At 47.7% G+C, this 23,836-nt stretch carries 19 protein-coding genes; 17 read left to right on the top strand and 2 right to left on the bottom strand.

The features are described from left to right. Nucleotides 1–8 precede the first annotated feature (8 nt). The 4 genes from KQI_RS0107665 to KQI_RS0107650 all read left to right on the top strand — a co-directional run bounded on the left by KQI_RS0107665 (nt 9) and on the right by KQI_RS0107650 (nt 3,983). Nucleotides 9–992, top strand: coding sequence for an ABC transporter ATP-binding protein (locus KQI_RS0107665; protein ID WP_010346180.1), 984 nt, complete (start codon nt 9–11; stop codon nt 990–992). Next, nucleotides 985–1,953, top strand: a complete 969-nt coding sequence (locus tag KQI_RS0107660; protein ID WP_010346179.1) for an ABC transporter ATP-binding protein — start codon at nt 985–987, stop codon at nt 1,951–1,953. Before KQI_RS0107665 ends, KQI_RS0107660 begins: the two co-directional genes overlap by 8 nt. Nucleotides 1,954–2,184: 231 nt before the next feature. Beyond that, on the top strand, nt 2,185–2,610 hold the full coding sequence (locus KQI_RS0107655) for a hypothetical protein (protein WP_010346178.1): 426 nt from the start codon (nt 2,185–2,187) through the stop codon (nt 2,608–2,610). Beyond that, entirely contained in the window at nt 2,577–3,983 is a 1,407-nt protein-coding gene (locus KQI_RS0107650; protein WP_241763870.1) for a 4Fe-4S binding protein, read from the top strand. The genes KQI_RS0107655 and KQI_RS0107650 overlap by 34 nt, the downstream gene beginning before the upstream one ends. 100 nt (nt 3,984–4,083) lie before the next feature. On the opposite strand, the gene KQI_RS0107645 is transcribed toward KQI_RS0107650, so the two are convergent. Further along, complete coding sequence (locus KQI_RS0107645; RefSeq protein WP_010346176.1) at nt 4,084–4,551, bottom strand: hypothetical protein; 468 nt, start codon at nt 4,549–4,551, stop codon at nt 4,084–4,086. Between the two features lie 150 nt (nt 4,552–4,701). On the opposite strand from KQI_RS0107645, the gene KQI_RS0107640 reads away from it, so the two are divergent. Beyond that, nucleotides 4,702–6,075, top strand: a complete 1,374-nt coding sequence (locus KQI_RS0107640) for a HAMP domain-containing sensor histidine kinase (RefSeq protein ID WP_010346175.1) — start codon at nt 4,702–4,704, stop codon at nt 6,073–6,075. Between the two features lie 102 nt (nt 6,076–6,177). Here KQI_RS0107640 and KQI_RS0107635 read toward each other — a convergent pair whose 3' ends face one another. Continuing rightward, the gene (locus tag KQI_RS0107635) at nt 6,178–7,767 is read right to left on the bottom strand and encodes a multicopper oxidase family protein (protein WP_010346174.1); all 1,590 of its coding nucleotides are present in this window, start codon (nt 7,765–7,767) and stop codon (nt 6,178–6,180) included. Between the two features lie 255 nt (nt 7,768–8,022). Here KQI_RS0107635 and KQI_RS0107630 point away from each other — a divergent pair, with 255 nt between their 5' ends. The 12 genes from KQI_RS0107630 (at nt 8,023) to KQI_RS0107570 (ending at nt 23,819) form a co-directional block, all read left to right on the top strand. Continuing rightward, a complete protein-coding gene (locus KQI_RS0107630) occupies nt 8,023–8,724 on the top strand; it encodes a response regulator transcription factor (protein WP_010346173.1) in 702 nt (233 codons plus the stop codon). 420 nt (nt 8,725–9,144) lie between these two features. Next, nucleotides 9,145–10,119, top strand: a complete 975-nt coding sequence (locus KQI_RS0107620) for a cation diffusion facilitator family transporter (protein WP_010346171.1) — start codon at nt 9,145–9,147, stop codon at nt 10,117–10,119. A 164-nt stretch (nt 10,120–10,283) separates the two neighbouring features. Next, nucleotides 10,284–12,206 carry a heparinase II/III family protein gene (locus KQI_RS0107615; protein WP_029390066.1) on the top strand — a complete coding sequence of 641 codons (1,923 nt, stop codon included), beginning with the start codon at nt 10,284–10,286 and terminating at the stop codon, nt 12,204–12,206. 16 nt (nt 12,207–12,222) lie between these two features. After that, nucleotides 12,223–14,133 (top strand): hypothetical protein, encoded by a 1,911-nt coding sequence (locus tag KQI_RS0107610; RefSeq protein WP_010346169.1) that lies wholly within the window; start codon nt 12,223–12,225, stop codon nt 14,131–14,133. Between the two features lie 55 nt (nt 14,134–14,188). Continuing rightward, a complete protein-coding gene (locus tag KQI_RS0107605; RefSeq protein ID WP_010346167.1) occupies nt 14,189–15,313 on the top strand; it encodes a glycoside hydrolase family 88 protein in 1,125 nt (374 codons plus the stop codon). Between the two features lie 177 nt (nt 15,314–15,490). After that, complete coding sequence (locus KQI_RS0107600; RefSeq protein WP_010346166.1) at nt 15,491–16,009, top strand: RDD family protein; 519 nt, start codon at nt 15,491–15,493, stop codon at nt 16,007–16,009. Nucleotides 16,010–16,027: 18 nt separating this feature from the next. Further along, nucleotides 16,028–16,780: a hypothetical protein gene (locus KQI_RS0107595; RefSeq protein WP_241763869.1), complete on the top strand. Its 753-nt coding sequence runs from the start codon at nt 16,028–16,030 to the stop codon at nt 16,778–16,780. Nucleotides 16,781–17,272: 492 nt separating this feature from the next. Further along, complete coding sequence (locus tag KQI_RS0107590) at nt 17,273–19,240, top strand: ATP-dependent DNA helicase (RefSeq protein WP_010346164.1); 1,968 nt, start codon at nt 17,273–17,275, stop codon at nt 19,238–19,240. Then, on the top strand, nt 19,234–19,533 hold the full coding sequence (locus tag KQI_RS0107585) for a DUF6509 family protein (protein ID WP_010346163.1): 300 nt from the start codon (nt 19,234–19,236) through the stop codon (nt 19,531–19,533). Before KQI_RS0107590 ends, KQI_RS0107585 begins: the two co-directional genes overlap by 7 nt. Nucleotides 19,534–19,899: 366 nt before the next feature. Next, nucleotides 19,900–20,955, top strand: coding sequence for a LacI family DNA-binding transcriptional regulator (locus KQI_RS0107580; protein WP_010346161.1), 1,056 nt, complete (start codon nt 19,900–19,902; stop codon nt 20,953–20,955). Nucleotides 20,956–21,178: 223 nt separating this feature from the next. Further along, nucleotides 21,179–22,198: a D-allose transporter substrate-binding protein gene (alsB, locus tag KQI_RS0107575; protein ID WP_010346160.1), complete on the top strand. Its 1,020-nt coding sequence runs from the start codon at nt 21,179–21,181 to the stop codon at nt 22,196–22,198. A gap of 106 nt (nt 22,199–22,304) precedes the next feature. Continuing rightward, nucleotides 22,305–23,819: a sugar ABC transporter ATP-binding protein gene (locus KQI_RS0107570; protein WP_010346158.1), complete on the top strand. Its 1,515-nt coding sequence runs from the start codon at nt 22,305–22,307 to the stop codon at nt 23,817–23,819. Nucleotides 23,820–23,836: the final 17 nt, after the last annotated feature.

Below are 23,836 nucleotides of genomic sequence, written 5' to 3'. Positions count from 1 at the left end.
CATACACCATGAACAATTTACTTTCGATTGAGCATTTAAGCACTCATTTTTATACAGAAGAAGGAACCGTTAAAGCGGTGGATGATATCAGCTTTCGTGTGAAGCCGGGGGAAACGGTGTGCATTGTCGGTGAATCAGGCTGTGGCAAGAGCATTACCGCGATGTCGATCATGGGCTTGATCCAGAGTCCAGGTGGTAAAGTGACGGGTGGAAGCATCCGTTTTGAGGGGACTGATTTGCTGGAGCTTGGCAGAAATGAGATGCGCACGATTCGCGGGCATGACATATCTATGATTTTTCAGGAGCCGATGTCTTCACTGAATCCGGTCTTGACCATAGGTGAACAATTGTCCGAGCCATTAATTGAGCATTTGAAGCTGGGCCGCAAGGAAGCACGCAAGCGGGCACTGGAGCTGATCGAACAGGTCGGCATCTCGCGGCCGGAGCAAATTTTGAAAAGTTATCCGCATGAGCTGAGCGGGGGAATGCTGCAGCGCATCATGATCGCTATTGCGGTGTCCTGCGGTCCCAAGTTGCTAATCGCAGATGAGCCAACCACGGCACTGGATGTGACAATACAAGCGCAAATTCTTGATATGCTGCGTGAATTGAAAGTCCAGTCCAATATGTCGCTCATGCTAATCACCCATGATCTGGGTGTTGTCGCAGAAATGGCTGATTACGTCATTGTGATGTATGCAGGCAAAATCGTCGAGGAAGGTGAAGTGGTGCAGCTATTCAAACACCCCCAGCATCCTTACACACAGGGATTGCTCAAATCCAAGCCGGTGCTGAATCAGCGCCAAAAGGAGCTGTATTCCATCCCCGGACAGGTGCCTAATCCGCTGGAGCTGACGGCTTCCTGCTACTTTCATGACCGCTGCGGGCATTGTATGGACATTTGCCGCGTGAAGGAGCCTATATTAAAAGAAGTTTCAGCTCAGCAGAAGGCAGCCTGCTGGTTATATGAGGAGGCGGTTGTGCATGGCTGAGCCATTGTTGGAAATAGACCGCTTAAAAACGTACTTTCCGGTCAAATCCGGGTTTATGAATCGTACTTCAGGGCATGTGCGGGCGGTGGACGATATCAGCTTTACCATCCGTCAAGGAGAAACCTTTGGGCTGGTGGGCGAGTCGGGGAGCGGCAAAAGCACGGTGGGCCGTACGATTGTCAGATTGACGGACAAGACGGACGGTACCGTGAAATACAAAGGGGTCGACTTGCACAGCTTGTCTGCAAAAGGGATGCAGGAGCTTCGTCCTAAAATCCAGCTGATCTTTCAGGACCCGTACAGCTCGCTGAATCCGCGGGTGCGGATCGGTGATGCGATTGGCGAGGCGCTGCTGGACCATGGACTGGCGACGAAGGAAGAGGTCCGGTCCATTGTACTGGGCGTGCTCAAGCTGTGCGGCTTGTCGGAGTATCATATCGACCGTTTTCCACATGAATTTTCGGGAGGTCAGCGTCAGCGGATTGGCATTGCCCGGGCGCTGGCACTTCAGCCGGATCTGATCATCGCTGATGAGCCGGTATCGGCGCTGGATGTATCCATACAGGCGCAGATTATTAACCTGTTTGCCAAATTGCAGGCCGAGCGGGGGTTGACCTATCTTTTTATCTCGCATGACTTGAGTGTGGTAGAGCATCTGTGTTCCCGCATTGGAGTGATGTATCTGGGTTCTATGGTCGAAACAGCTTCGCGTGATGCACTGTTCGAAAATCCGCTGCATCCGTACACGAAGGCGCTGCTGTCCGCTGTACCTATTCCGGTGCCGAAGCTGAAAAGGGAACGCATATTGCTCAAAGGGGATATCCCGAGTCCGGTTAACCCTCCTTCAGGCTGCAAGTTCCATACTCGCTGTCCCTTTGCGATCGACCGTTGCTCCCAAGAAGTTCCGCTCTATCGCGAGGCTCGTCCAGATCACTGGGTAGCTTGCCATTTGGTTGAATAAACAACGTTGAATCAGCAAAATTTGAAGCCGTCGAAACGGCAGACCGTTCACACCATGAAGCGGTTCTGCTGGTTCAACGGCTTTTTGATGTGGCTAGAGGAATTCAAATATGTCTTGAAATATCATCTTTTTTTGGGTTTTCGTGTCATTCGCACAATTTCTACACAATTTCTACATACTTTCTTTTTACAATTACTCAGATAAAAGAACTCAAAAGGAAGGAAGAGATGAATGAAAAGATGCGGAGTCATCATTGTGCTTATTGGACTCCTCTCGTTTGTCAGCACAGCCTTGGCAGACGAGGCGACAAAACACGATGAGCATGGACAAGCAGGGCACAAAGCGGTACAAGAACTACAGAACCCGGCAAAAGAAGAAATGACTTCTGATATGCAGATGGATGATACCCATTCCCACAGTATGACTATGGAGGAACACCAACACATGGATATGGGCACCAGTAAGGATGCAGTTGCTCCTAATACATCTGCGGAAAGTGGTGGATATGGAGGACATGGCGGCCACGGCGAGAAAATAGTAGTAGAAACACCTCCAAATATTCCGGTATTAAGTACATTTGCAGCCATAATGGCGGCATTTATTCTCTATGGAGCCTGTCGTAAATGGTTACTGAAGAAGGGACGTGCTCAAGCATGATCAACCCGGCCAATAAAACGCAGCAGGTGAGCATCCCGCCTGACAAAAAGAAATATAACTTGTTGGATATTCCGTTTGTAAAAGCCTTTATTAAGAGCCGATGGTATCCCGGAATATTCCAGTGGGCGGCGATGATCGTATTTTCTGTTATTGTATATGAGCTGGTTGCCGGTACGGTCAATCCCAGTCGAAATTTTGGAACTTCATTGACGTGGGTGCTGTGGTGGCCGGCCATTCCCATTATTTTTCTGGTATTGGGCCGTTTCTGGTGCGCAGTCTGTCCTTTTGGTAAAATCAGTGACATTGTTCGCAAGCTGGTCGGCAGCGAAAGGCCGATGCCGAAGTTTTTAAAGAAATATGGAATATGGATGATTGATATTTTTTTTATCATGATTACATGGTCCGATCACATCTGGGGAATCATTGAGTCGCCGCGTGGTTCGGGATATCTGCTGCTTGTTCTGACGACGATGGTTGTCGGTACTTCCGTATTTTTCGAAAGAAGGACCTTTTGTAAAACACTTTGCTTTCTCGGAGGATTGGCGGGCAACTATTCCCGTTCAGGTATGCTGGAGCTTCGCGGAACACCAGACGTTTGCAAAACCTGCAAGACACAATCCTGTTTTAAAGGTGACAACAAGACAGAAGGATGTCCCATGTTTCAATTTGTTCGTACAATGGATGACAGTGCGGATTGCAACCTTTGCGGAAATTGCGTGAAGTCATGCCCTAACAATTCCATCCGTATTACCCCGAGAACGCCGACTGCAGAGCTGTGGGGAATCAAAAAACCAAAAGCCGAGCATGCATTTTTGGCAGCGGTTATTATGGGAATCGTTTTTGTACAAAATCTTACGATGTTAGGAATTTGGCAAGATATTTTAAAAGTAATTAGCAAGATCACGCAAACTACCTACTACCCGGTGAATTTTACGGTTGCTTTTGTGGTTTCCATGATGATTCCAATCGCCATGCTGTGGGGAACAGCGAAATTAACTGCCCGCCAAGAAACATCCGAGAAAGTAAAAGAGAATTTCGTGCGTTTTGGTTACGCCGTTATTCCGCTTGACTTGGCTGGTCACTTGGCGCACAATCTTTTCCACATGTTCACGGAAGGCAAAGCCATTTGGTTCAATACGGGTAATTTGTTTGGCTATACATTAACCGGAGATCTGGCATTGGCTTCGGTAGGCACTGTACAGCTTATGCAGTATTTTGTTATTCTGCTGGGTCTTGTCGGTTCAGCTTATACCGTTTATCGTATAGGGAATAGGGCTTCCTGGAAAAAGCTGCTGCCTTATTATGCGCTAATGATTTTGCTCGCAGTCATCAATATGTATCTGTTCTCTTTACCGATGGATCACCGGGTATAGCTCCTGATAACACAACAGCCAGCCTTCCTTGTACCACGGGTCGGCTGGCTGCTTTGTTTGCCAAGTTTGCCAAGTTTGCCAAGTATGATTGCTCCTAGAGTTACAGCTCTTGACGAAACATTTCGTCTAATACTGGCCGGACACTTGTCGGATCTTGGAGCGATAATGTCGCTGCAACCGATTGGAAAAGAGGCTCTGGCAGCATGTTTCTTGTACTTTCCAAGTTTGGGCAAACGATCAAGTCAATCATTTTCAGCATGGCCTGTTCCTGAATAATCTGACCGTCTTTAAATTGAATCTGGTTATTAGCTGATTTTTGTACCAGGATGTTGGTTTTGGGTGTCATAAAGATTTCGAAAAGAATAGAGGGGTAGACAACTCCGTTAAAATACGGATTGATCACATAATCGTAAGGATCGTTTTTTGCTTCGTAGTTTGCAAGCCGTTTGACAAACAATTTCTTTACCTCTTGGCTATTGGGAAATTCAAAAATGGTCTCTGTGTAGCCATACGTATCCAGCACCGATCTGTTAACATAGTCTTGTAAGGCCTGATTTTTTGGGGTCACGCTTTTACCTCCCTAAAACATTATATTGAAGCTTGTTATTAAAGTAACGAAAAATTATAGAGAAACCATGTGTTTTTTGTGGTCAATTTGTGAATGCAGGATACGCTCTGCAGAATGGGCTTTAGGCTTTGGCGAGTGAAGGAGGATAGCATGAAATGGAATAAGGTTTACTTAAAACTCAGTCTCACCATATTTAGTTTGTTTCTTGTGATTTTGGTCTTGCTTAGTATGGTCATCAACCAGATATTCAGCAACTTCTATACGAAAAAAGCACATGAGGAGGCAAATGAGCTAGCTTTACATTTATCCACTATGCTTCGTGATCGAATCTATGCTGTGGAAACGATGGCCGAATTCTCCGAAGCTAGTATTTATCTAGTGAATGGGCAGGGTCAATTTCTTGACATGTCCGCTTCTACAAAACAGAAAAAGATCCAGGCTTGGCCGAATGTGTGGGAGAATGCACGATTGCTGCAGGGGAAGCAAATCGAAAAGGAGTTTAATGCAGGTGATCAGTTGTATTTATTGCATGGTATCCCTGTTAACAGTTCAAAAAATCCTGTGATCAAGGGAATTTATGTCGTGAGTTCCTTAGAACATATGATAGAATCGATCCGTTCTGTTCGTTATCTGATCGGCTTTGCAGGCTTTGGTACACTGTTGCTGGCGCTCGGCTGTATTTTTATCTTGGCCAAAAAGCTGTCCGCTCCATTAGTAGAGATGGAAGCGGCTACTCGTAACATAGCAAAAGGAGAATTGGAAGTACGTCTTCCTGTCCGTTCCCATGACGAAGTAGGCTCATTGTCCGGCGCGATTAATGATTTGGCCATGGAACTCAAACGATATCGTGACACGCGCTCCGAATTTTTTGCAAATGTCTCTCATGAGCTTCGAACTCCTGTCACTTATTTAAAGGGATATGCGAATGTCTTGGCCAATGGACTCGTGGATCATGAAGAGGAAAAACAACAATATTTGCACATTATAGCCGATGAGGCTCATCGGTTGACGGTGATCATTAACGATTTGTTTGAGCTTGCCAAAATGGAGGAAGGGAAATTTGCATTCCATTTGGAATCCGTTGATGTCAGGCGAGCTATTGAAAAGTCGGTAAATAAGGCCAGGATAAAAGCAGAGCAAAAGGGCTTACAATGGGTACTCACTCTGGAGACGATACCACGATGTCTTGTCGACCCTGTCCGCTTGGAACAGGTGCTTTTAAACTTGCTTGATAATGCCATACGTTATACCAGAGAGGGGACGATCAAACTTACTTTACAGCAAGAGAATGGACTCGGGGTCATTATGATCTCCGATTCAGGGTCAGGCATTCCTCCGGATGAACTTCCTTACATTTTTGAGCGGTTCTACAGGGTGGAAAAATCTCGTTCTCGGGAGCTTGGAGGTACGGGACTTGGCCTTGCCATTGTCCAAAAATTAGTGCAATTGCAAGGAGGAACGATTGAGGTAGAGAGTGTAATGGGACGGGGAACTGTCTTTCGTTTGTCCTTTCCTTTAGCATAAACAGGAAGGATATAGAAAAAGATACCTGAGTGTACAGCCAGACTTCCTTATCCGGGAAATCTGGCTTTGTTATGGACAAAATGCACTGGGCCAAAATGTGCTTTATTCAGGAGTGTTGTTCAAGTCCGAATCTGGCTGGAATGTATTTGTAAAATCATTATATTTCAGATCCGTCACCATACCAGCAGAGGCATGATGCAAGTCGTGACAGTGAAACATCCAATCACCGGGATTATTAGCTGTAAACGCTACGATATATTCTTCTCCAGGTTTAACATTTAGAGTGTCCTTATATACGGGAGAACCTTTAAGCGGAATTCCGTTTTTGCTTAGAACTTGAAACGTGTGGCCATGCAAATGCATAGGATGGTCATCGCTGGCAGAGGTATTTACAAAACGGACTTTCACCTTGTCCCCAGTTTGTACAGCAAGCGGCTCCGTGTCGGGATACACCTTGTTATTGATCGTATATGCCAGTTTTCCCTGCTGTACACGGGTTCCCAGGTTCATGGTGTAGCTTACATCATACACATCATTCAATGAAAACCGTCCTGCTTGCGATTTTCCGTAGTTTGTCAGATCTACTGTAGGCAGTTTCGTTAATGGATCGGGTTGATCATTTGTTCCCTGCTCATTGGTGTATTGAATACGCTGCTTCATATTCGCAACCATTGGGCTGGAACCGTGCTCTTCCAGGTACCACGTTCCCGGGTTATCGGCCTGGAATTCAATATCCACCCGTTCACCAGGGCCAATCGAAAGCAGCTTGTCCTTAACCCACTTCGGATCGGAGACAGGATTGCCATCGGTAGCAATGATACGGTAACGATGTCCATGCAAATGAAGCGAATGACTCAAATACCCGGCGTTAATCAAGCGTAGACGAACGGTGTCTCCTTGAGTGACCTGCAGCGGCTGCGAGCTATCAATAGTTTGGCCGTTTATCGTATAGAGATCATACATACTCATATCATGTCCCGGCGGAGTAGATACAGCTTGTTCATGTTGGCCATTTGCATCGGTTTCGCTTGAGGAATGATCCATGCCGTGCATGCTCATGTCCATGTCCATGTTCTTCATGCCTTCGTGACCCTGCTCCGGGCTTGAACTCATCCATTCATCCAACATTAACGTATAGTCCCGATCCGCTTTCACCAGTTCATCTTCCACAATAAAGGAACCATAAAGCCCCTTATCGACCTGATTGACGCTGTCCTGATGAGAATGATACCAGTACGTACCGGGAACCGTTGCTTTAAAGGTATAAGTAAAGCTCTTGCCTGGAGCAATCGCATTTTGCGTGATCCCCGGAACACCATCCATTTTAAAAGGTAAAGGATATCCATGGATATGCAAAGAAATGGGCACTGTTAGCTGATTTTTCACAGTAATGTTTACGGTTTTTCCTTTTCTAATTCGGATTTGCGGGCCTGGCACTGAGTTATTAAACGTCCAAACCGGGAGGGATGTTCCCTTTTCTACTTCCAGGTTGCTGGCCTCGGCCGTCAAGGTTGCCAATTCACCATTTAATTCAGTGGACTTAACGGTTTGTTTTAACGATACTGCTTCGGCCGTGGTTTCTTTAGATGAAGTTGCTGTAGGTTTAACGTCTTTAGCCGTTGAACAACCAGCCAAGATGCTCATGAGCACAAGTATGCCCAGGCTTGTCTTCCCAAGTAAAACTTTATTCATGACACATGTCCTCCTTCTATTATTAATAAGACGCATTATAGGTCACAATTTTGTGGAAAGTATGAAGTTACCACAAATTTTAATTATAAGAATTTCCCCATAAAAACCACACAATTGAGGGCTATACTCAAGGCATCCAGAGAGGAGGAATCAGCATGGATTGGAGTTGGCTGCTTTGACCTCAAATGGATACTTGCTCTCATGTTTGTTATGCTGGTGTAGGGACAACGACTTCACTAAGGTAGGGGAATAGGCGTGAGTCAGTTAAGAGTGCTTGTGATCGATGACGAATGGAATATGCGAAATCTTCTGCGAATTTATTTAAGTAAAGAAGGATTTCACGTAACCGAATCATCTAACGGATGTGAAGGTTTGAAGGCTTTTAAGAGCCAAACACATGACGTTGTTTTATTAGACGTTATGATGCCGGACATGGACGGATGGCAGGTTTGCAAGAAGATGCGAGAAATTGCGCCTGTTCCAATACTCATGCTAACCGCTCGAGGTGAGGTCAAGGACAAGGTGATGGGACTTGGCATAGGGGCCGATGATTATGTCGTGAAGCCTGTGGACCCGGAAGAACTTATTGCCCGAATTTATGCATTGTTGCGACGCTCCAGCCAGCAAGCCCATGCTGTGGTCAGGGAGCAGAAGCTTGCGTTCCCGGATTTAACGATATATCCAGAACGGCGGCAGGTAGTAGTGCTGAACGAAAACGTTGACTTAACGCAAAAAGAGTATGATATTTTACAATTATTAGCCCAGCACCCGCAACGAACGTTCGAACGGGACGCTATCGTTGAACGCTTATGGGGGAACGATTTTTTTGGGGAAAATCGGGTCATTGATACTCATATCAAAAACATCCGAGAAAAATTGCAGCTTGCTGGACTGTCTTATAACCCTATAAAAACGGTTTGGGGAATAGGCTACAAATGGGATGATTCGTCTTATTAGCTCGCTTTAGAGTATAGAGGTGAACAATGAATAAGTCGGATTGGGCAATTGCTGTTTCTATAATCTTCGTCGGCTTGTCCTGCATGATCATGTCAGCAACCGCGTATGCGCCAAATCCGATGTTATCCTACTTTGGAATCATGCTGAAATTAGCAGTGGCCGCCGGCATACTGATAGCTTTGTTTTGGCTCACATACTTATGGTTGAATAAAAGAAAGAAATAATACTAGAGAAAAAAAGCATGCTCCAGATTCTGAGGGGCATGTTTTTTAGCTGTTTTTTATGTGACATATATTATAGTTTGTATTGATTCTCTACAGATGGTTAGGTAAAATATGGACGAGTTAAAAATAATACATAGCAAATGATTACATAATGTGGCTATATCAGATTATGTATACCTCAGGAGGAAGCAACGGGATGGAAGAGAAACAGAGAGAGGACTCTTTTTGGAGTCTAGTAAAAAAGGGGAATAAATCCTCGGGCTCGGCGGCGTTAGGTAATACTGGCATTGCTCTGGTTAAAGGAATTGCTTTTGCCTTGACAGGCAGCGGCTCCATGTTTGCCACCATGATGCATTCCATTGCAGATGCAGTCAACCAGATATTTGTATTTGCAGGCAGTGTACTGGCAGAGAAAAAGCCGACCAAACGTTTTCCTACCGGCTTTGGACGGGTGATTAATCTGTTCTGTATGGTTGCCGTTATTGTCGTAACGATTATGGCCTATGAAACTGCTTTGGAAGGCATTCATTTGTTGCAGCACCCGGCTGAATCCGCACAGGGCTTTTGGATTAATGTCGTGGTACTTATTTTGTCACTGGCGGTTGACGGATTTGTCTGGAGTAAAGCGATGAAAGAAGTGCTGCATGAATCCAGAGTGGAAGCCAAGGGCCTCAGTATTTTTACGTCTGCGTTCCGTCATGTGGGACGTGCTGCACCGCCAACTCGGCTGGTGTTTTATGAGGATTTGGTAGCAACAACGGGTGGGGTGCTTGCCCTGCTGGCTGTTGTGGTCACATCGCTGACGGATTTTAAGCTGCTGGATGGTATTTCGAGTATTCTTATCGGTTGTCTGATGGTCGGCGTTGCGTTTCGGGTCGGCTACGATAATATGGTGGGCTTGATTGGCGTATCGGCTCCCCCGGATATCGAAGAACGTGTGGCTTCTATTATACTTGCCGATTCACATGTAACGGATATCTATCAAATGCGTATTTTGCAGGAGGGACGCTACTATCACGTGGAAGGGCTGATTGAGCTTACACCGGGAATGACGCTGGCAGATGCGGATGATATCAAATTCAGAGTCGAGGATGCTTTGCTGCGTGACCCTCATATTTCAGACGCTGCATTAGGTATTTTGGAAGATGATGGGGTTAAAAACTGGAAGTAGTGTAAAACAAGAACTTTCATGACTACGAAAATGTGGCGTGGAGGTTCTTTTGCATTTTTAAAATGATTTGGCTACCCTTTGAATTTAGGCTCATTGTTAGATACAATGAAAGCGTTAACAAAAAAGAAGGTGAAACGAATGCTTCTTATGGGGAGGAAAAGCGAATGAGTCTTTTGAAGGAGGCTTGGCCTGCTTCGCGGCTCGTTATGGTGCTGTCTGACGGGGTGCAGGACACAGCAAGGCAAAGTGTAAGGAGTGAATGGACTAAAAGGCTGCGGGCGACAGTCGCTGAACCGATATACGCCGAGCTTTGGGTGGACATCGAGCGTGTCTGCAAGGATAGTCAGGAAACACCATGGCCTGAGCTTTCGTTGACACTGTTTCGCCAATTCGCCCATACGGGTGAGCGCAAGCCATATGAGGATGTGTATTTTGAGCGTCGTGGACGGTTGGCTGCTTTGGCGCTGTCGGCTGTAGCCGAATCGGAACCCGGGAGGCTGAAAGAGGTAGAGAGCGGCCTGCTGGAAATATGCCGCGAGTACACGTGGGCGCTTCCTGCACATGTCAGGGAAGAGAACAAGGTGACACCGCCTTGGCAGCAGGTGGATTTATTCGCGTCTGAAACAGCGCAGATGTTGGCTGAAATTTTATTGCTGTTAGGCGAGCAACTGGCTGGACATGTGGTCGCTCAGGTGCGCCAAGAAGTCGGGCGCCGGGTGCTGGAACCTGTTTTTTGGCAGCCTCGCCATTTTGAATGGGAGACAGCAGATCATAACTGGGCGGCCGTATGTGCTTCCGGTTGCGGAATCGCTGCATTGCTGCTGGCGGAAGACAGTCTGGGCAAAGCCGAAGCTATCGAGAAAATGCTTGGTGCGCTGGACTGTTTTCTTGCAGGTTACAAGGAGGACGGGGGGTGCCCTGAGGGCGTCGGCTACTGGGTGTACGGCTTTGGTTATTTTATTTATTTTGCCGAAATGCTGCGTGCGTTTACCGGAGAAGCCGTAAATATTCTGAACTCGGAAAAGGTAAAGCAAATCGCCGCCTTTGCGGAGCGGGTGCATCTGTCGGAGGGGATTTTCGCCAATTATTCGGACAGTAGTGAAACTGAACGCTTGCCCTCTGGACTTGTCTCTTATTTAAACTCCTTGCAGGAAGGCCACTCGACACTCCCTTTCCGGGTGTCTGGCCTGCTGGAAGATCCTTGTCGTCGCTGGGCTCACGTATTGCGCAACCTGGTATGGACGAATCCTTTGGCATTTGGAAGCGATCTGGCTGGAGTCGATTATTTGCCGCAGCTAGGGTGGCTGATGTGCCGTAGCTTTAGTCATAGTTCCAGTCATAGCAGAGCTGGAAGACAAAAGTCTGAATTAGACACCATGCTTGCATTTTCAGCCAAGGGCGGGCATAACAATGAACCGCACAATCATAACGATCTTGGACATTTTATCCTTCATGGCGGTGGTGAAAATCTGCTGTGTGATCTGGGAGCAGGCTTGTATACGAAAGCCTATTTTTCACCGGGACGAGAATCGATCATCAACATTTCCTCCGGCGGCCATTCTGTGCCCATAATCAATCGGACCATGCAGCAATCGGGTGCAAGGGCAAAGGCGGTTGTACTGGATATTGCTGTGGATGAGCAGGAGGAGACACGGACGGGCACAAGGCTAAAACTTGATTTGACATCCGCGTATCCGGTAGAGGAATTAACGGTTTTCACCCGCTCCTTTGCTTGGACTGTGCTGGAGGAAAACGAGGGAGCGAGGCTTACTGTCACAGATCATTTTGAGTTTGAATCGCCCGGCGTGAGTATGAAGCCATGGGATGTGGAGGAGCTTTTGATCAGCCGTATTCAGCCTGAAACAGGAACGGGCTTCGTGGAATGGCGAGGAACGAAGGCTGTGGTCAGGCTGGATTATGATGCCAGTATGATGCATCCGAGGGTGGAGGCTGTGAAGCATGTCGATCATGATGGAGTACCCTTTGTGTTTTATAAAACATCGCTGACATTGGCCTCAGATCGCTGGAACGATTCTGCAAGCGTAGATTGCAATCTGTTTTTTAGCATCAATCAATCTTCATGTTGAATGGGAGGCAGACAGGATGAATAAGCTGCATACAGGTAGCGTGTATCCTTGGCAGACGGAGCTGGAGAGATTTATAGAGCAGTTGGAGACCACACGGAATCGAGTGGAGGACGGCTGGACACGCCAACGTAAGCTTGCCATGCTGGAAAAGCTCGTTCGCGCATATGCCCTGCATCAGGATGAAACCGGAGCTATTATTGACCCCCATTCTGAAAGTGAACGGTATTACTCGACTCCATCCTATGCGCTGGCTGCAGCGGTACTGGTCAAAGAAGGCCGGCATGATTTACTCGAATCTGCGGCTGCGGCTTTGACGCACAGCATCGCTTGTGTAGTGGAGGAAAAAGCGCCGGATCAGCACCCGGACTTTTTTCCCATCATGATGATGGGAGCGTACCGGCTCCTGAAACATTTGCTGCCAGAGCAAGCCACTGCCTGGAAGCAGCAGTTGAGCGGGATTGAGCCGGAGCAGACCTACATTTTTACGATGAGCAAAATGAAAAATCCGAACCGGATGATCAACTGGAATGCGATTATGATTTCCGGTGAGTTTTTGCGTGCTGCCGAAGGGCTTGCAGCCGATGCCGAGTGGATGGAGACGTATATCCGCAGCTACCATTTGCCTCGCTTTACCGGCTTGGGACTGTATCAGGACGGTCCGCTGGACCGACCCAATAGCCCGTTCGCCTACGATATCGTCACTCGCTTTCATCTGGGTGTGATGCTGGAGAACGGATATGATGGCGGCTGCGCTCTTGAACTGCGTGACCATCTTCGCAGAGGGGCGCTCAGCTCACTGCTGGCGTTATCCCCGCACGGGGAAATTCCGCCGCGTGGCCGAAGCGCACAGCATCAGTGGAACGAAGCGGCTGCGGCCTTTATCTTCACGACCCATGCACAGCAGGCTTATGCAGCAGGCGAGCACGGGCTTGCGGGTGCGTTCCGGCAGGCAGCGGACCTGTGCTGGCAGGCGATTAGCCGCTGGCAAATCGATGACGGCAAGCTGCATATTGTCCGCAATCATTATTCGTCCGAGGCACGGCATGGCTTCGAGGTGTACTCGAACCACACCTGCTACAGTCTGTGGACGGCAGCTGTGCTGGCTCATACCCTGCTGTACGGGGAGGGGATAGAGCGTATTACTCCAGCTTCTATACCGGCAGAGGTAGGCAGCCGGGTGCTGGAAACGGACGGCTGGTTCCAGACGGTCATTGCAACAGTAGACGGGCAGCAAATGCTTGTGCAGACGTCGGTCAATGACCCGTACAATATTCCCGGCATTGTGCGTATTCAGCAGACCTCGCTGCCGTCACTGATGGGTCCGTCCTCAGCAGGGCATGCAGACCGCGGCTTTACAGGCTTCGCGGAAGGAGATATTTTTCCGCTAAGTTATTCTCCGGCCTGGCAAACGGAGGACGGAAAGTGGCACAGCCTGTCGGAAGGCATCCCCGGAACGCTGGAATTCGACCGGGACGGAGGGATTGACCCGCAGGATGGTGGAGGGTCCGTACAGGTGGAGCAGAGCTCAGCATCTGACGGAGCAACGGATTTTACATTGCTATGGAGAGGACCATTCCCGGGGGTGAGGGAAATCCGAACACATTATCGTCAGATGCGCGGAAAAATTGAGGTGGAGTATGAGCTTCAAGGCAATATTCAGCATTTGGGAGCGCTAATTCCCTTAATGGCGTATGACGGCCGGGAGCGCAGCGTAATTCATCATGTGATGTCAGCCGGGGAAGAAACGGAAAGCATACGGGTGGAATACGCAGGCGCCAGTCTTGAAGTCATCCCGACAACGGAAGGAACAAACGTGGTATGGCCGGAGGAATTGACTTCCGTAGCCTGCCGGAACGGCTTGCTCAAGGGGGCGCGTCTGGAATGCACAGGCAGTTGTATTTCCTTTATTATTCGGCTGCCAGAATAATTAGGGTTGTAGCTATAGGCGTTTTCGAAGCGTTGGAGAGGGGAGAGGACAAGAAATGACGAAAACAGAAGCATGGCTGGAGCAATCGTGGGAGCTGGCTTTGGACAAAACGCTTGCCTTGGCGGCAAGACTGGGAGATGCTTTTCCCCATGTTGCGGAGGGTGGATGCTATGACAATCGTGAGGAAGCATGGTGGACAGCAGGCTTTTATCCAGGGCTGCTATGGCTGGCAAATCGGGCCCGCCCTGACAGCGGAGCCGCCGGGATTGCGCAGCGGTGCGAGAGCCGTTTGGAAAACGTGCTCTATAACAGCGAAGCGGTAGACCACGATCTCGGTTTTATTTGGCTGCTCAGCGGTGTGTCCGCCTATCGGTCGACGGGGGATGCCGAGTCCAGAAGGCGGGGACTGCTGGCTGCTAATCTGCTGGCCGCCCGTTTTAACGTGAATGGCCGTTTTATTCGTGCGTGGAACTTTCATTCGAAGGACATGGATACACGGGGCGTCGCGATTATAGACAGTATGATGAATCTTCCTTTGCTTTATTGGGCTTCGGAGGAAAGCGGAGATCCTCGTTTTGCTGCTCTGGCTGTGCAGCATGCGGATACCGTGGCACGTGAATTCGTCCGTGCGGACGGCTCTATTGCGCATGTGGTCGAATTCGATCCGGAGATCGGAAAAAAGGTCGCCGAGCATGGTGGTCAGGGGTTCGCTCCCGGGTCCGCCTGGGCACGTGGCACGTCATGGGCTTTGTATGGCTTTACGCTTTCGTACGGGTACACGCGCGATTCGCGTTATTTGAAGGTAGCCGAAAACACAGCAGACTTTTTCCTGTCCCAACTGGGAGATGCTTGTCTGCCTGTGTGGGATTTTAGAGCACCAGAGGGACATCGCGGAGCATGGGATTCATCTGCTGCGGCCATTGCGGCAAGCGGTTTGCTGGAACTGGCCAAATATTCGACGCGTGCGGAGCATTTTACCCAAAGGGCAGAATCCATCCTTATGGGCTTGCATCACACATGCACGGCGTGGGGCGAGGACCACGAGGGCTTGCTGATGAACGGAACCGTGCATTATCCTGAGCAAAAATACATCAACGTTCCCATTATCTACGGCGATTATTTCTTTGTCGAGGCTTTGGCAAAGCTGCGCGGGGAAGAAGGCTTGTTTAGTGTTTGCTAAATGAACTGTGAAGCAGCGTGTGTGTAAGCTCATTACATACACGCTGTTTTTTTATGCCTTGTTTATGAGTATTTATTCGTAGATTGACAATATAGGCGAGTAGCCGTATGATATCTTTTTGGATACAGGAATAAACTGGATTTTAAATTACATAGGCAAAAGGAGTTATACATCATCATGACAGCAACAAGTGATAGCGTAAGAAGAATGTACGGAGGATTTTGGATAAGAACAGCAGCGTTTGTGATGGATCTGGTCATTGTCTTTGTACTTGTTCTTTTAATAGGAGGAGTGTTTAGTATTCCATTTCTTCTGGGCATAGAGGAGACTGGTTTCATAAAAGTGTTGATGATATGGTTGCCGCTGATCTTGTGGCTCATAGTGCCATGGCTGTATTGTGGGTTATGGGAGTCATCGAAGGTCAAAGCAACACCAGGGAAGCTTGTGTTTTCTCTAATTGTCGTGGACAAGGAAGGAAATCGACTTGCATTCTGGCACGCTTCCGGGCGTTATTGGATTAAAGCTATTTCTTTTATAATTGTTCATATTATTTACATCGTGGTTGCTTTTACTGCGAAAAAACAGGGAGTTCACGATCTTTGTGCCAATACCCTGGTTGTAAATAAAAAAGAGTTACAGCGATATGAGCAGCAATCGTCTTTTCCTCCAGTATCAATGGAAATCACCAATTTATAAGAAAAGCTCAAGTAATCTTTGATTTTCAAAATAATGGGGGAACATGAATTCATGCAACAACGAAAATGGATGTTTTGTTCAGTTGTATTCCTGCTGCTGTTCGTAGCAGTTACGGGTTGTACGAATCAAGGACGCTCCGGAGAGATCAGCTCTGGAGATGCTAGAAAAGATCAGTCTGGAGGCACTTTTTTGGAAAATTTCCAGGCAGATCTGCCACAACCCACGGAGGCGCAATTTTCCACGCCCGAATCGGTGGTAGAAGCCTTTTTTGAAGCTGTAAATGAGCATGATCTCGACAGTGCGTTAAAATGTTTCCCTATTATGGAAAAGTATCGTGCGAATACGGTAGATAATCATTTCAACTTGCTCCATACCTATGAGCTTCAAGCGGGAACTCCCATTCCTTCCTTTGAGAGCCATAACTTTTTTAAAAGCTTTTTGGAATATGAACAGTATTGGGAGAATTTTTATATGTTCCTTTTCCTGAATTCAAACCCTGATATCATGGGCAAACGTATCGTTATGGGTGAAGCCAATGCTGCTACGGAACTGAAGAAAATCAAGGAAATGAAGGTGAGCAGCACATATTCTAAGCCTGAAATAATTGCGAATTATGATAAAATGAATAAAAATGTTATAGAGCAGAATATGAATATACAAGAAATAAGGTTGCTTGAAATTAAGCTTTATATCGAGGAAGAAGAACAGAACCCTGTATTAGTAAGAGTGGGGAAAATCGGATCTAATTGGCGAATTTTAAACATGAGTTAAGGCGAACGGGCTTCTGCTTAAAGTATATTCTCCAATCCATAAGAAACCAGCTAATGCCTGCAATAGATTAGCTGGTTTTTGTTTTTTTTAATTTTTTTATGATAATTTTCTTCATTTACTATTATAGGCAATAGCCAAAACTTTTCTCCTCGTAGATATCTATGTAGCTTTCTTTGTAAAATACCAATATAACGGTGGTGTGCAGCGTAGTGGAGGATTTGAATCTGGAGAAGCGAAGCGTTCGCCTTTGCCATGGGATTCTAACCTTTAAAAGGTTTGTGAAAATCTGAGAATCCCGGGGCAACAGCGATCGTAGGATCAAATGCTACATGTAGCGTCTCACTCAGACGAAAGCATGTCCCTTTATTTTAAAGGGATTCTTATATCGAATAAGAAATGCAGGCTGCTTTTACATTTTACATATTCCTTTTAGCTTGTTTTGCGTTATAATGAAAGGATGCACATTATGAACGAATTGGAGGCACAGCCCGATTGACTACTTATCCTTTTGCCTTTGATCCGTCCAAGCCGTTTATTGAGCAGGCAAGTGACTGGATTGCGGATGTATTTTATGAGGTTTTGCCTGAAGTCGGCTTTGAGGTTCGGGATGAACAAATTTATATGGCATTTCAGCTGGAGCGTGCCTATAAGGAGAAAAAGACCATTTTTGCGGAAGCAGGTGTGGGCACAGGCAAAACACTGGTGTACCTGCTGTACGCCATCGCATATGCCCGGTACATGAGAAAACCTGCGATTATCGCCTGTGCGGATGAATCACTGATCGAACAGCTGGTAAAGCCGGAGGGAGATATCGCCAAGCTGGCACGGCATTTGAATCTGACGATTGATGCCAGACTGGGCAAGTCGCCGGATCAGTATATTTGCCTAAACAAGCTGGACGAGGCTCGAAGTGGGCTGGATGAGGATGCGGATGTCTTTCGTGATATTTATCAGGACTTGCCGGATTTTGTCCATTTTCCAGACACGTTGCAGTCCTTCACCCCTTACGGGAACCGCAAGGAATATCCTGAACTGACGGACGGACAATGGAGCAGACTTGGATGGGATGTTTTTCAAGACTGTCTCGTTTGTCATCAGCGTCATCGATGCGGACAGACGTTGTCTCGTGATCATTACCGCCGAGCGGCGGATTTGGTCATCTGCTCACATGATTTTTATATGGAGCATGTATGGACCTATGAAGCAAGAAAACGTGAGGGCCAACTGCCATTGCTGCCTGAGCATAGCTCTGTTGTCTTTGACGAAGGGCATTTGCTGGAGACAGCGGCGCAGAATGCACTGACCTACAAGCTGAAACATGCTCAGTTCGAGGCGATGATTACCCGTCTGCTAGAGGGTGAAGTGCGGGAATCGCTGGCCATGACGATTGAAGATGCAATATCCCAAAGTGAGGCTTTGTTTGCTGCGCTGCAAAAGAACAGTCAACCTGTACAAGGTTCTGACCGCAAGGAATTTAACTTGAATGAGTCGCTGATTCGAGAAGTCAATCGTTTTGGCGACCTGATCGGCACCATTGAAGAGGAGCTTGTATTTGAAAGCGGGCTATTTTCACTGGATGAGTATCAGCTCAAGATCGTGGAAGAGCATCTTGAAATGATCCAGACGGCTTTGGCCTTGTTTAAACGCCCTGAGCTGTTGATTTCGTGGGTGATTGAGGATCAGGACGGATTAACGCTCGTGGTTATGCCTAAAATGGTAAAGGAGATTCTTAAGGAGCGAGTATTTGCGCAGCATATGCCAATCGTATTCTCGTCAGCTACCCTGTCTGTGGAGAACTCCTTTGATTACATGGCACAGAGTCTCGGGATTGAAAATCCGCTGACGTTTTCCGTGGCCTCTCCTTATGAGTATGCCGATCAGATGCAAGCGGCTTTGTATCCGTTGCAACCTGAGCAAAATCCGATCGAGAGAGTGCTGGCACTGCTGGAAAAATCGCAAGGCAGAGCGCTTATCCTGTTTCCTTCCCAGGAGGAGTTGGCTGCATTTCAAACCGGTCTCGTTGCTTATCGGGAGGCATCTTCCTATCGTTTTCTGTACGAAGGCTCGGCGGAAATCAGCCATCTGATCTCGGCTTTTCAGAATGATGAGGAAAGTGTATTGTGTGCGGTTACCTTATGGGAAGGCCTGGATATTCCTGGTCCGTCTCTGTCGCATGTCATTATCTGGTCGCTGCCGTTTCCTCCGAACGATCCTGTGTTTACGTCTTTACGCAAGGATGCGGCGGAACCATTTATGCAGATCGATATGCCTCATATGGCACTTCGACTTAGACAAGGTATAGGACGTTTAATCCGCTCACGCAATGATCGGGGTTGGATCTCTATCCTGGGTCAAGATTTGAATCGTCAAGAAGTACGTACTCAAGTTGAACAGCTACTGCCTGCGGGCGTAGAATGCACAGTAATTGAAGGAAATCCGGAAGGAATGAAGATATGTTAAATTTTACATCGTACACAATGGAGCAAATTAAAGATGCTTTTGGTATTTTGAGTGGGCAGCGGTATGAATTCGTCATTGAGGTGGAGGTAGAGGAGGACGACGAGCTATACACCGAAAACGGACTGCATATCCGCGTCCTTTATTTGGTAGACGAAGAGAAGACGGGATTGCTGAAGTATGAGTTGATTGAAAAAGTAACGAACCGCTACATCGACCTCGAACTTGAGGAAGATGAAGTGCAGGCCGTAGCGGACTTTTGCAAAAAGCATGTACTGGACGGAACAGGTGAATAAAACGCTGTGGCTGCTGATGGCGATCGTCAGCGTATAGCCCCAATATAACGGGATATGTAAAGGAGCTCTGGTATGACCAGGCTCCTTTTTTTTATGAAATACGCGGGAGCAGCCCGCTTCATTGACTGATTTCCGTCTGGATTTAAGAGGACATTCTCTTTTGATCTATTAATTGTAAGGTGCAGTGATTTTGTGAATATAAAATTTGAATTTTATGCTTGAAAAAGAGAGCGCATTCAATTACTATGAATGTGTAACCGATACCACACTATGAACTGGATCCATTTTATAAGATTTTAACCCTGAATTCCTTTGTATATAGGCGATTTTTGGGAAATAACGATGAGTAGATGCTATTTTAATGATATGAATGTGTTAACGGTTACACATCATATTCATGCAGAGGTGATTGTTATCGCTACTATTCGGGATGTTGCCAAACTGGCGAATGTGTCCGTAGCGACGGTGTCCAGATATCTTAATCAGAATGGATATATCAGTAAGGATGCAGAGGATCGAATTAAGGACGCGATCGGTAAGTTAAATTATTCACCCAATACGATGGCCAGAGGTTTGGCGGGATACAAGACCAATACCATTGCCCTGATCGTTTCGGAAATATCCAATCCGTTTTTCTCCGCCTTGGCAAAAGCGGTCGAGGATACGGCGACCAAACTCGGGTATACGACATTGCTGGCGAACTCCGACAGAAACAGTTTGAAAGAGATTCGTTACATTGAGGCTTTGAAGAAAAGACATGTGGACGGCATTATTTTTGCCACACAAATGCTTGCCACGAACGAAATCAATGAGCTGTTGGGGGCCAAAATCCCGATTGTCTCGATTGACCGTGCATCCTCTGAACAGGCGGTGCACAACATATCCATGCTTCAGGTCAATCACTATAAAGGGGCAGTAATGGCTGTTGAGCATCTGTTATCGGTGGGCTGCAAAAATATCGCTCACATTAGCGGACCGGGTATTGTCATTCCCGCTAAGGACCGTCTGCAGGGATATATCGACACGCTGACCCGATATGGGCGCTTTACCCCTTCGTATATCGTGGAAGGTGATTTCACGATGGAGAGCGGATTTAAACTGACGCAGGATTTGCTCGCGCGTCACCCGGAGATTGACGGTATTTTCGCCACCATAGACCTTATGGCTATCGGGTCTTTAAAAGCGCTTCTTCGATCAGGGCGCAAGGTGCCGGATGATGTGGCGCTGATCGGATTTGACGGCATTGAGATGACCGGGCTTACCGAACCGGAGATTAGCACCATTGCTCAGCCGATCTATGAAATGGGCGAACAAGCGGTATATCAGCTTATTCACCAGATTGAGGACAAGAGCAGTCCGATTCAGTTGAAGCAGCTGGATGTAAAACTCCTCGCAAGAAGCAGCACTACAGGTCTGCCCTGAGCGGTCTATAATTGCACAAAACATATTGCGTCATTTGGACTTAAATTTTCGATCCTCACCCACTACACTGTGTTTAAGCAAGGTCAGCCCAAAGCCAAACGGTGAAATGGCTGAAGCAGCTCAGTTACTGCGGGCAATGCTCTCAGGGAGGTGAGGATCGCACAGAAGCAGCCTGGTGTCAGAGCTATTCAAAATAATATGATCTCAAGGGGGATTATAAACGATGAAAAAACTAGCTGTGTTATTACTTACTGTATTTACACTGACAATGATTTTGGCGGCCTGCGGCAATGGCGGCACAGCAACCTCCACTACAAAGGGGGACGGAAGCGCGGCTCCGGCAAGTGAGGGAGCGTCGGACACAAAGACAGGGAAGCCTAAGATAGCCGTCATTTTGAAAACGCTTAACTCCCCGTTCTGGACCGAGATGAGAGACGGAATTAAGAAAGAAGCGGAAGAAAAGGGCATTGATGTCGAAATTTTCGCTGCCCAGGACGAAACCGACTTGCAGGGCCAAGTGAAAATATTTGAAGACATTCTGAGCAGAGACTTTGACGGCGTTGCTGTGGCGCCTTTGACTCCGGTTAACCTGATTCCTTCCATCGTTCAAGCCAATAAAAAAGGAATTTATGTCGTTAACATCGATGAGAAGATCAATATGAATGAGCTGAAAAATGCCGGCGGATATGTTCTGGCATTCGCAACCTCCGACAATGAGAAAATTGGGGCGCAAGGCGCCAAGGCTATTGTAGATGCGCTGGGTAAACAAGGCGGCGAAGTGGCAATCATCGAAGGAAAAGCAGGCAACGCATCGGGAGAAAGCCGCAAGAAGGGCGCCGAATCCGCCTTTGCAGCGGCTTCCCAAATCAAGCTTGTCGACAGCCAGCCGGCTGACTGGGACCGTCAAAAAGCGCTGGATGTAGCGGCTAACCTGCTTCAGCGTTATCCGAACCTGAAGGGCATCTATGCGGCTAATGACACGATGGCTCTGGCGGCGCAGCAAGCTGTTGAGAATGCAGGCAAAGCAGGTCAGGTAGTTGTAGTGGGAACGGACGGCGATCAGGAAGCCCGGGATTCCGTCGCAGCCGGCAGCCTGTATGCGACAATCGCCCAGGACCCTGCCGAAATCGGAATCACTTCCCTTAACAAACTTATCGACGCGATTAACACAAAGAAGCAAGGCAGTGTTGATGCTGAACCGGAAACGGTCTGGATCGACGCCAAACTGATCACGAAGAAGTAAAACTGTACAGAGAAAAGGACGGTGCCGGAGCGAAGCTGACATTCCGGTACCGGATCACTCTGGCGGAGTTCCCTGGGGAACACCGCTCCAGGAAGGAGAAACCGAAGTGGAATATCTTGTGGAGATGAAAAATATCGCAAAGCATTTCGGAGCCGTAAAGGCTTTGCAGGATGTGTCGCTGACACTGAAGCCAGGCGAAGTTCACATACTGCTTGGAGAGAATGGGGCGGGCAAGTCGACGCTGATCAAAATTTTGTCGGGCGTATACGAGCCGACTGAGGGCCAGATCGTCATTAACGGCAGCGAATTTAAAAAGTTGACGCCGAAGGAATCGACCGAACAGGGGATCAGCGTTATTTATCAGGAGCTGAGTATGATCGACGAGTTGTCCATCGCGGAAAATATCTTTGTGGGAAAGCTGCCCATGATCAAAAGATTCGGCATCCCGGTCGTTGACCACAAGACGATGCATGCGCTTGCACAAATGATGATTGAAAGAGTCGGTCTGAAGTGTTCGGCCACCCGAATGGTGGAGACGCTATCCATTTCGGAGAAGCAGCAGGTTGAGATTGCGAAGGCGATTGCATCGCGCGCCAAGGTCATTATCATGGATGAGCCGACCTCCTCGCTTACGATCGACGAAACGAACAAGCTGTTCGCAATCATCCGCCAACTGCAAAGCTATGGCGTAGGCATTATCTATATTTCCCACAAGCTTGACGAATTGCTGGAAATCGGGGACCGCGTCAGCGTACTGAAGGACGGCAAGTATGTAGGCACACGGGATATCAAGGACGTTACGCGTGAGGATTTGATTACAATGATGGTAGGGCGCGCAGTCAGCGAACGCCACCTGAAATCGGAAGACAGTCAGCACAATAACACGGAAGTGATTTTGAAGGTGGAGCATCTGACCCGAAAAGACAAGCGGGTGAACGATGTCAGCTTCGAGCTGCATAAAGGGGAAATTCTCGGCTTTGCCGGCTTGATCGGCTCTGGAAGAACGGAGCTCATGAATGCCATTTACGGAGCAGCACCAATACAAAAAGGGCGAATAGAACTGTTCGGCAAAGAAATCAAGGTCAAGGATCCATATCATGCTATCAAGCTGGGCATCGGACACGTAACGGAGGCTCGTAAAGAGACGGGCTTTTTGAAAAACTTCGAAATCTGGAAAAACATCTCGATCTCCAAGCTGCTGAAGGAGTCAACCGCCGGAGGGACCTGGGGGCTCGTAGACCATAAAGCGGAAATCAAATTGGCTGAAAAATTCAAGCAGACAGTCAATATTAAATGCTCCAGTGTAGAGCAGAACATAACCGAGTTGTCAGGCGGTAACCAGCAGAAGGTGTTGATCGCCAAATGGCTGGCCGCCGGCTCACGATTAGTTATTTTTGACGAGCCGACCAAGGGTATCGATATCGGAGCCAGGGGCGAGATTTACAAGATCATGCGCGATCTGGCGGAGTCTGGTGTGGGCGTCATCGTCGTTTCGTCGGAAATGCCGGAGCTGTTGTCGGTATGCGACCGAATCGCCGTATTCCGGGAAGGCACCATTAATAAAACTCTACTGAATGAAGAGGCCACGGAAGAAAAGATCATGCTGGCCGCTACATCATAGTCAAGGAGCAAACATCT

Source organism: Paenibacillus peoriae KCTC 3763 (assembly GCF_000236805.1).
Taxonomy (GTDB): Bacteria; Bacillota; Bacilli; order Paenibacillales; family Paenibacillaceae; genus Paenibacillus; species Paenibacillus peoriae.
The sequence above is the reverse complement of the archived record's forward strand: the minus strand, read 5'-3'. Positions and strand labels throughout refer to the sequence as shown.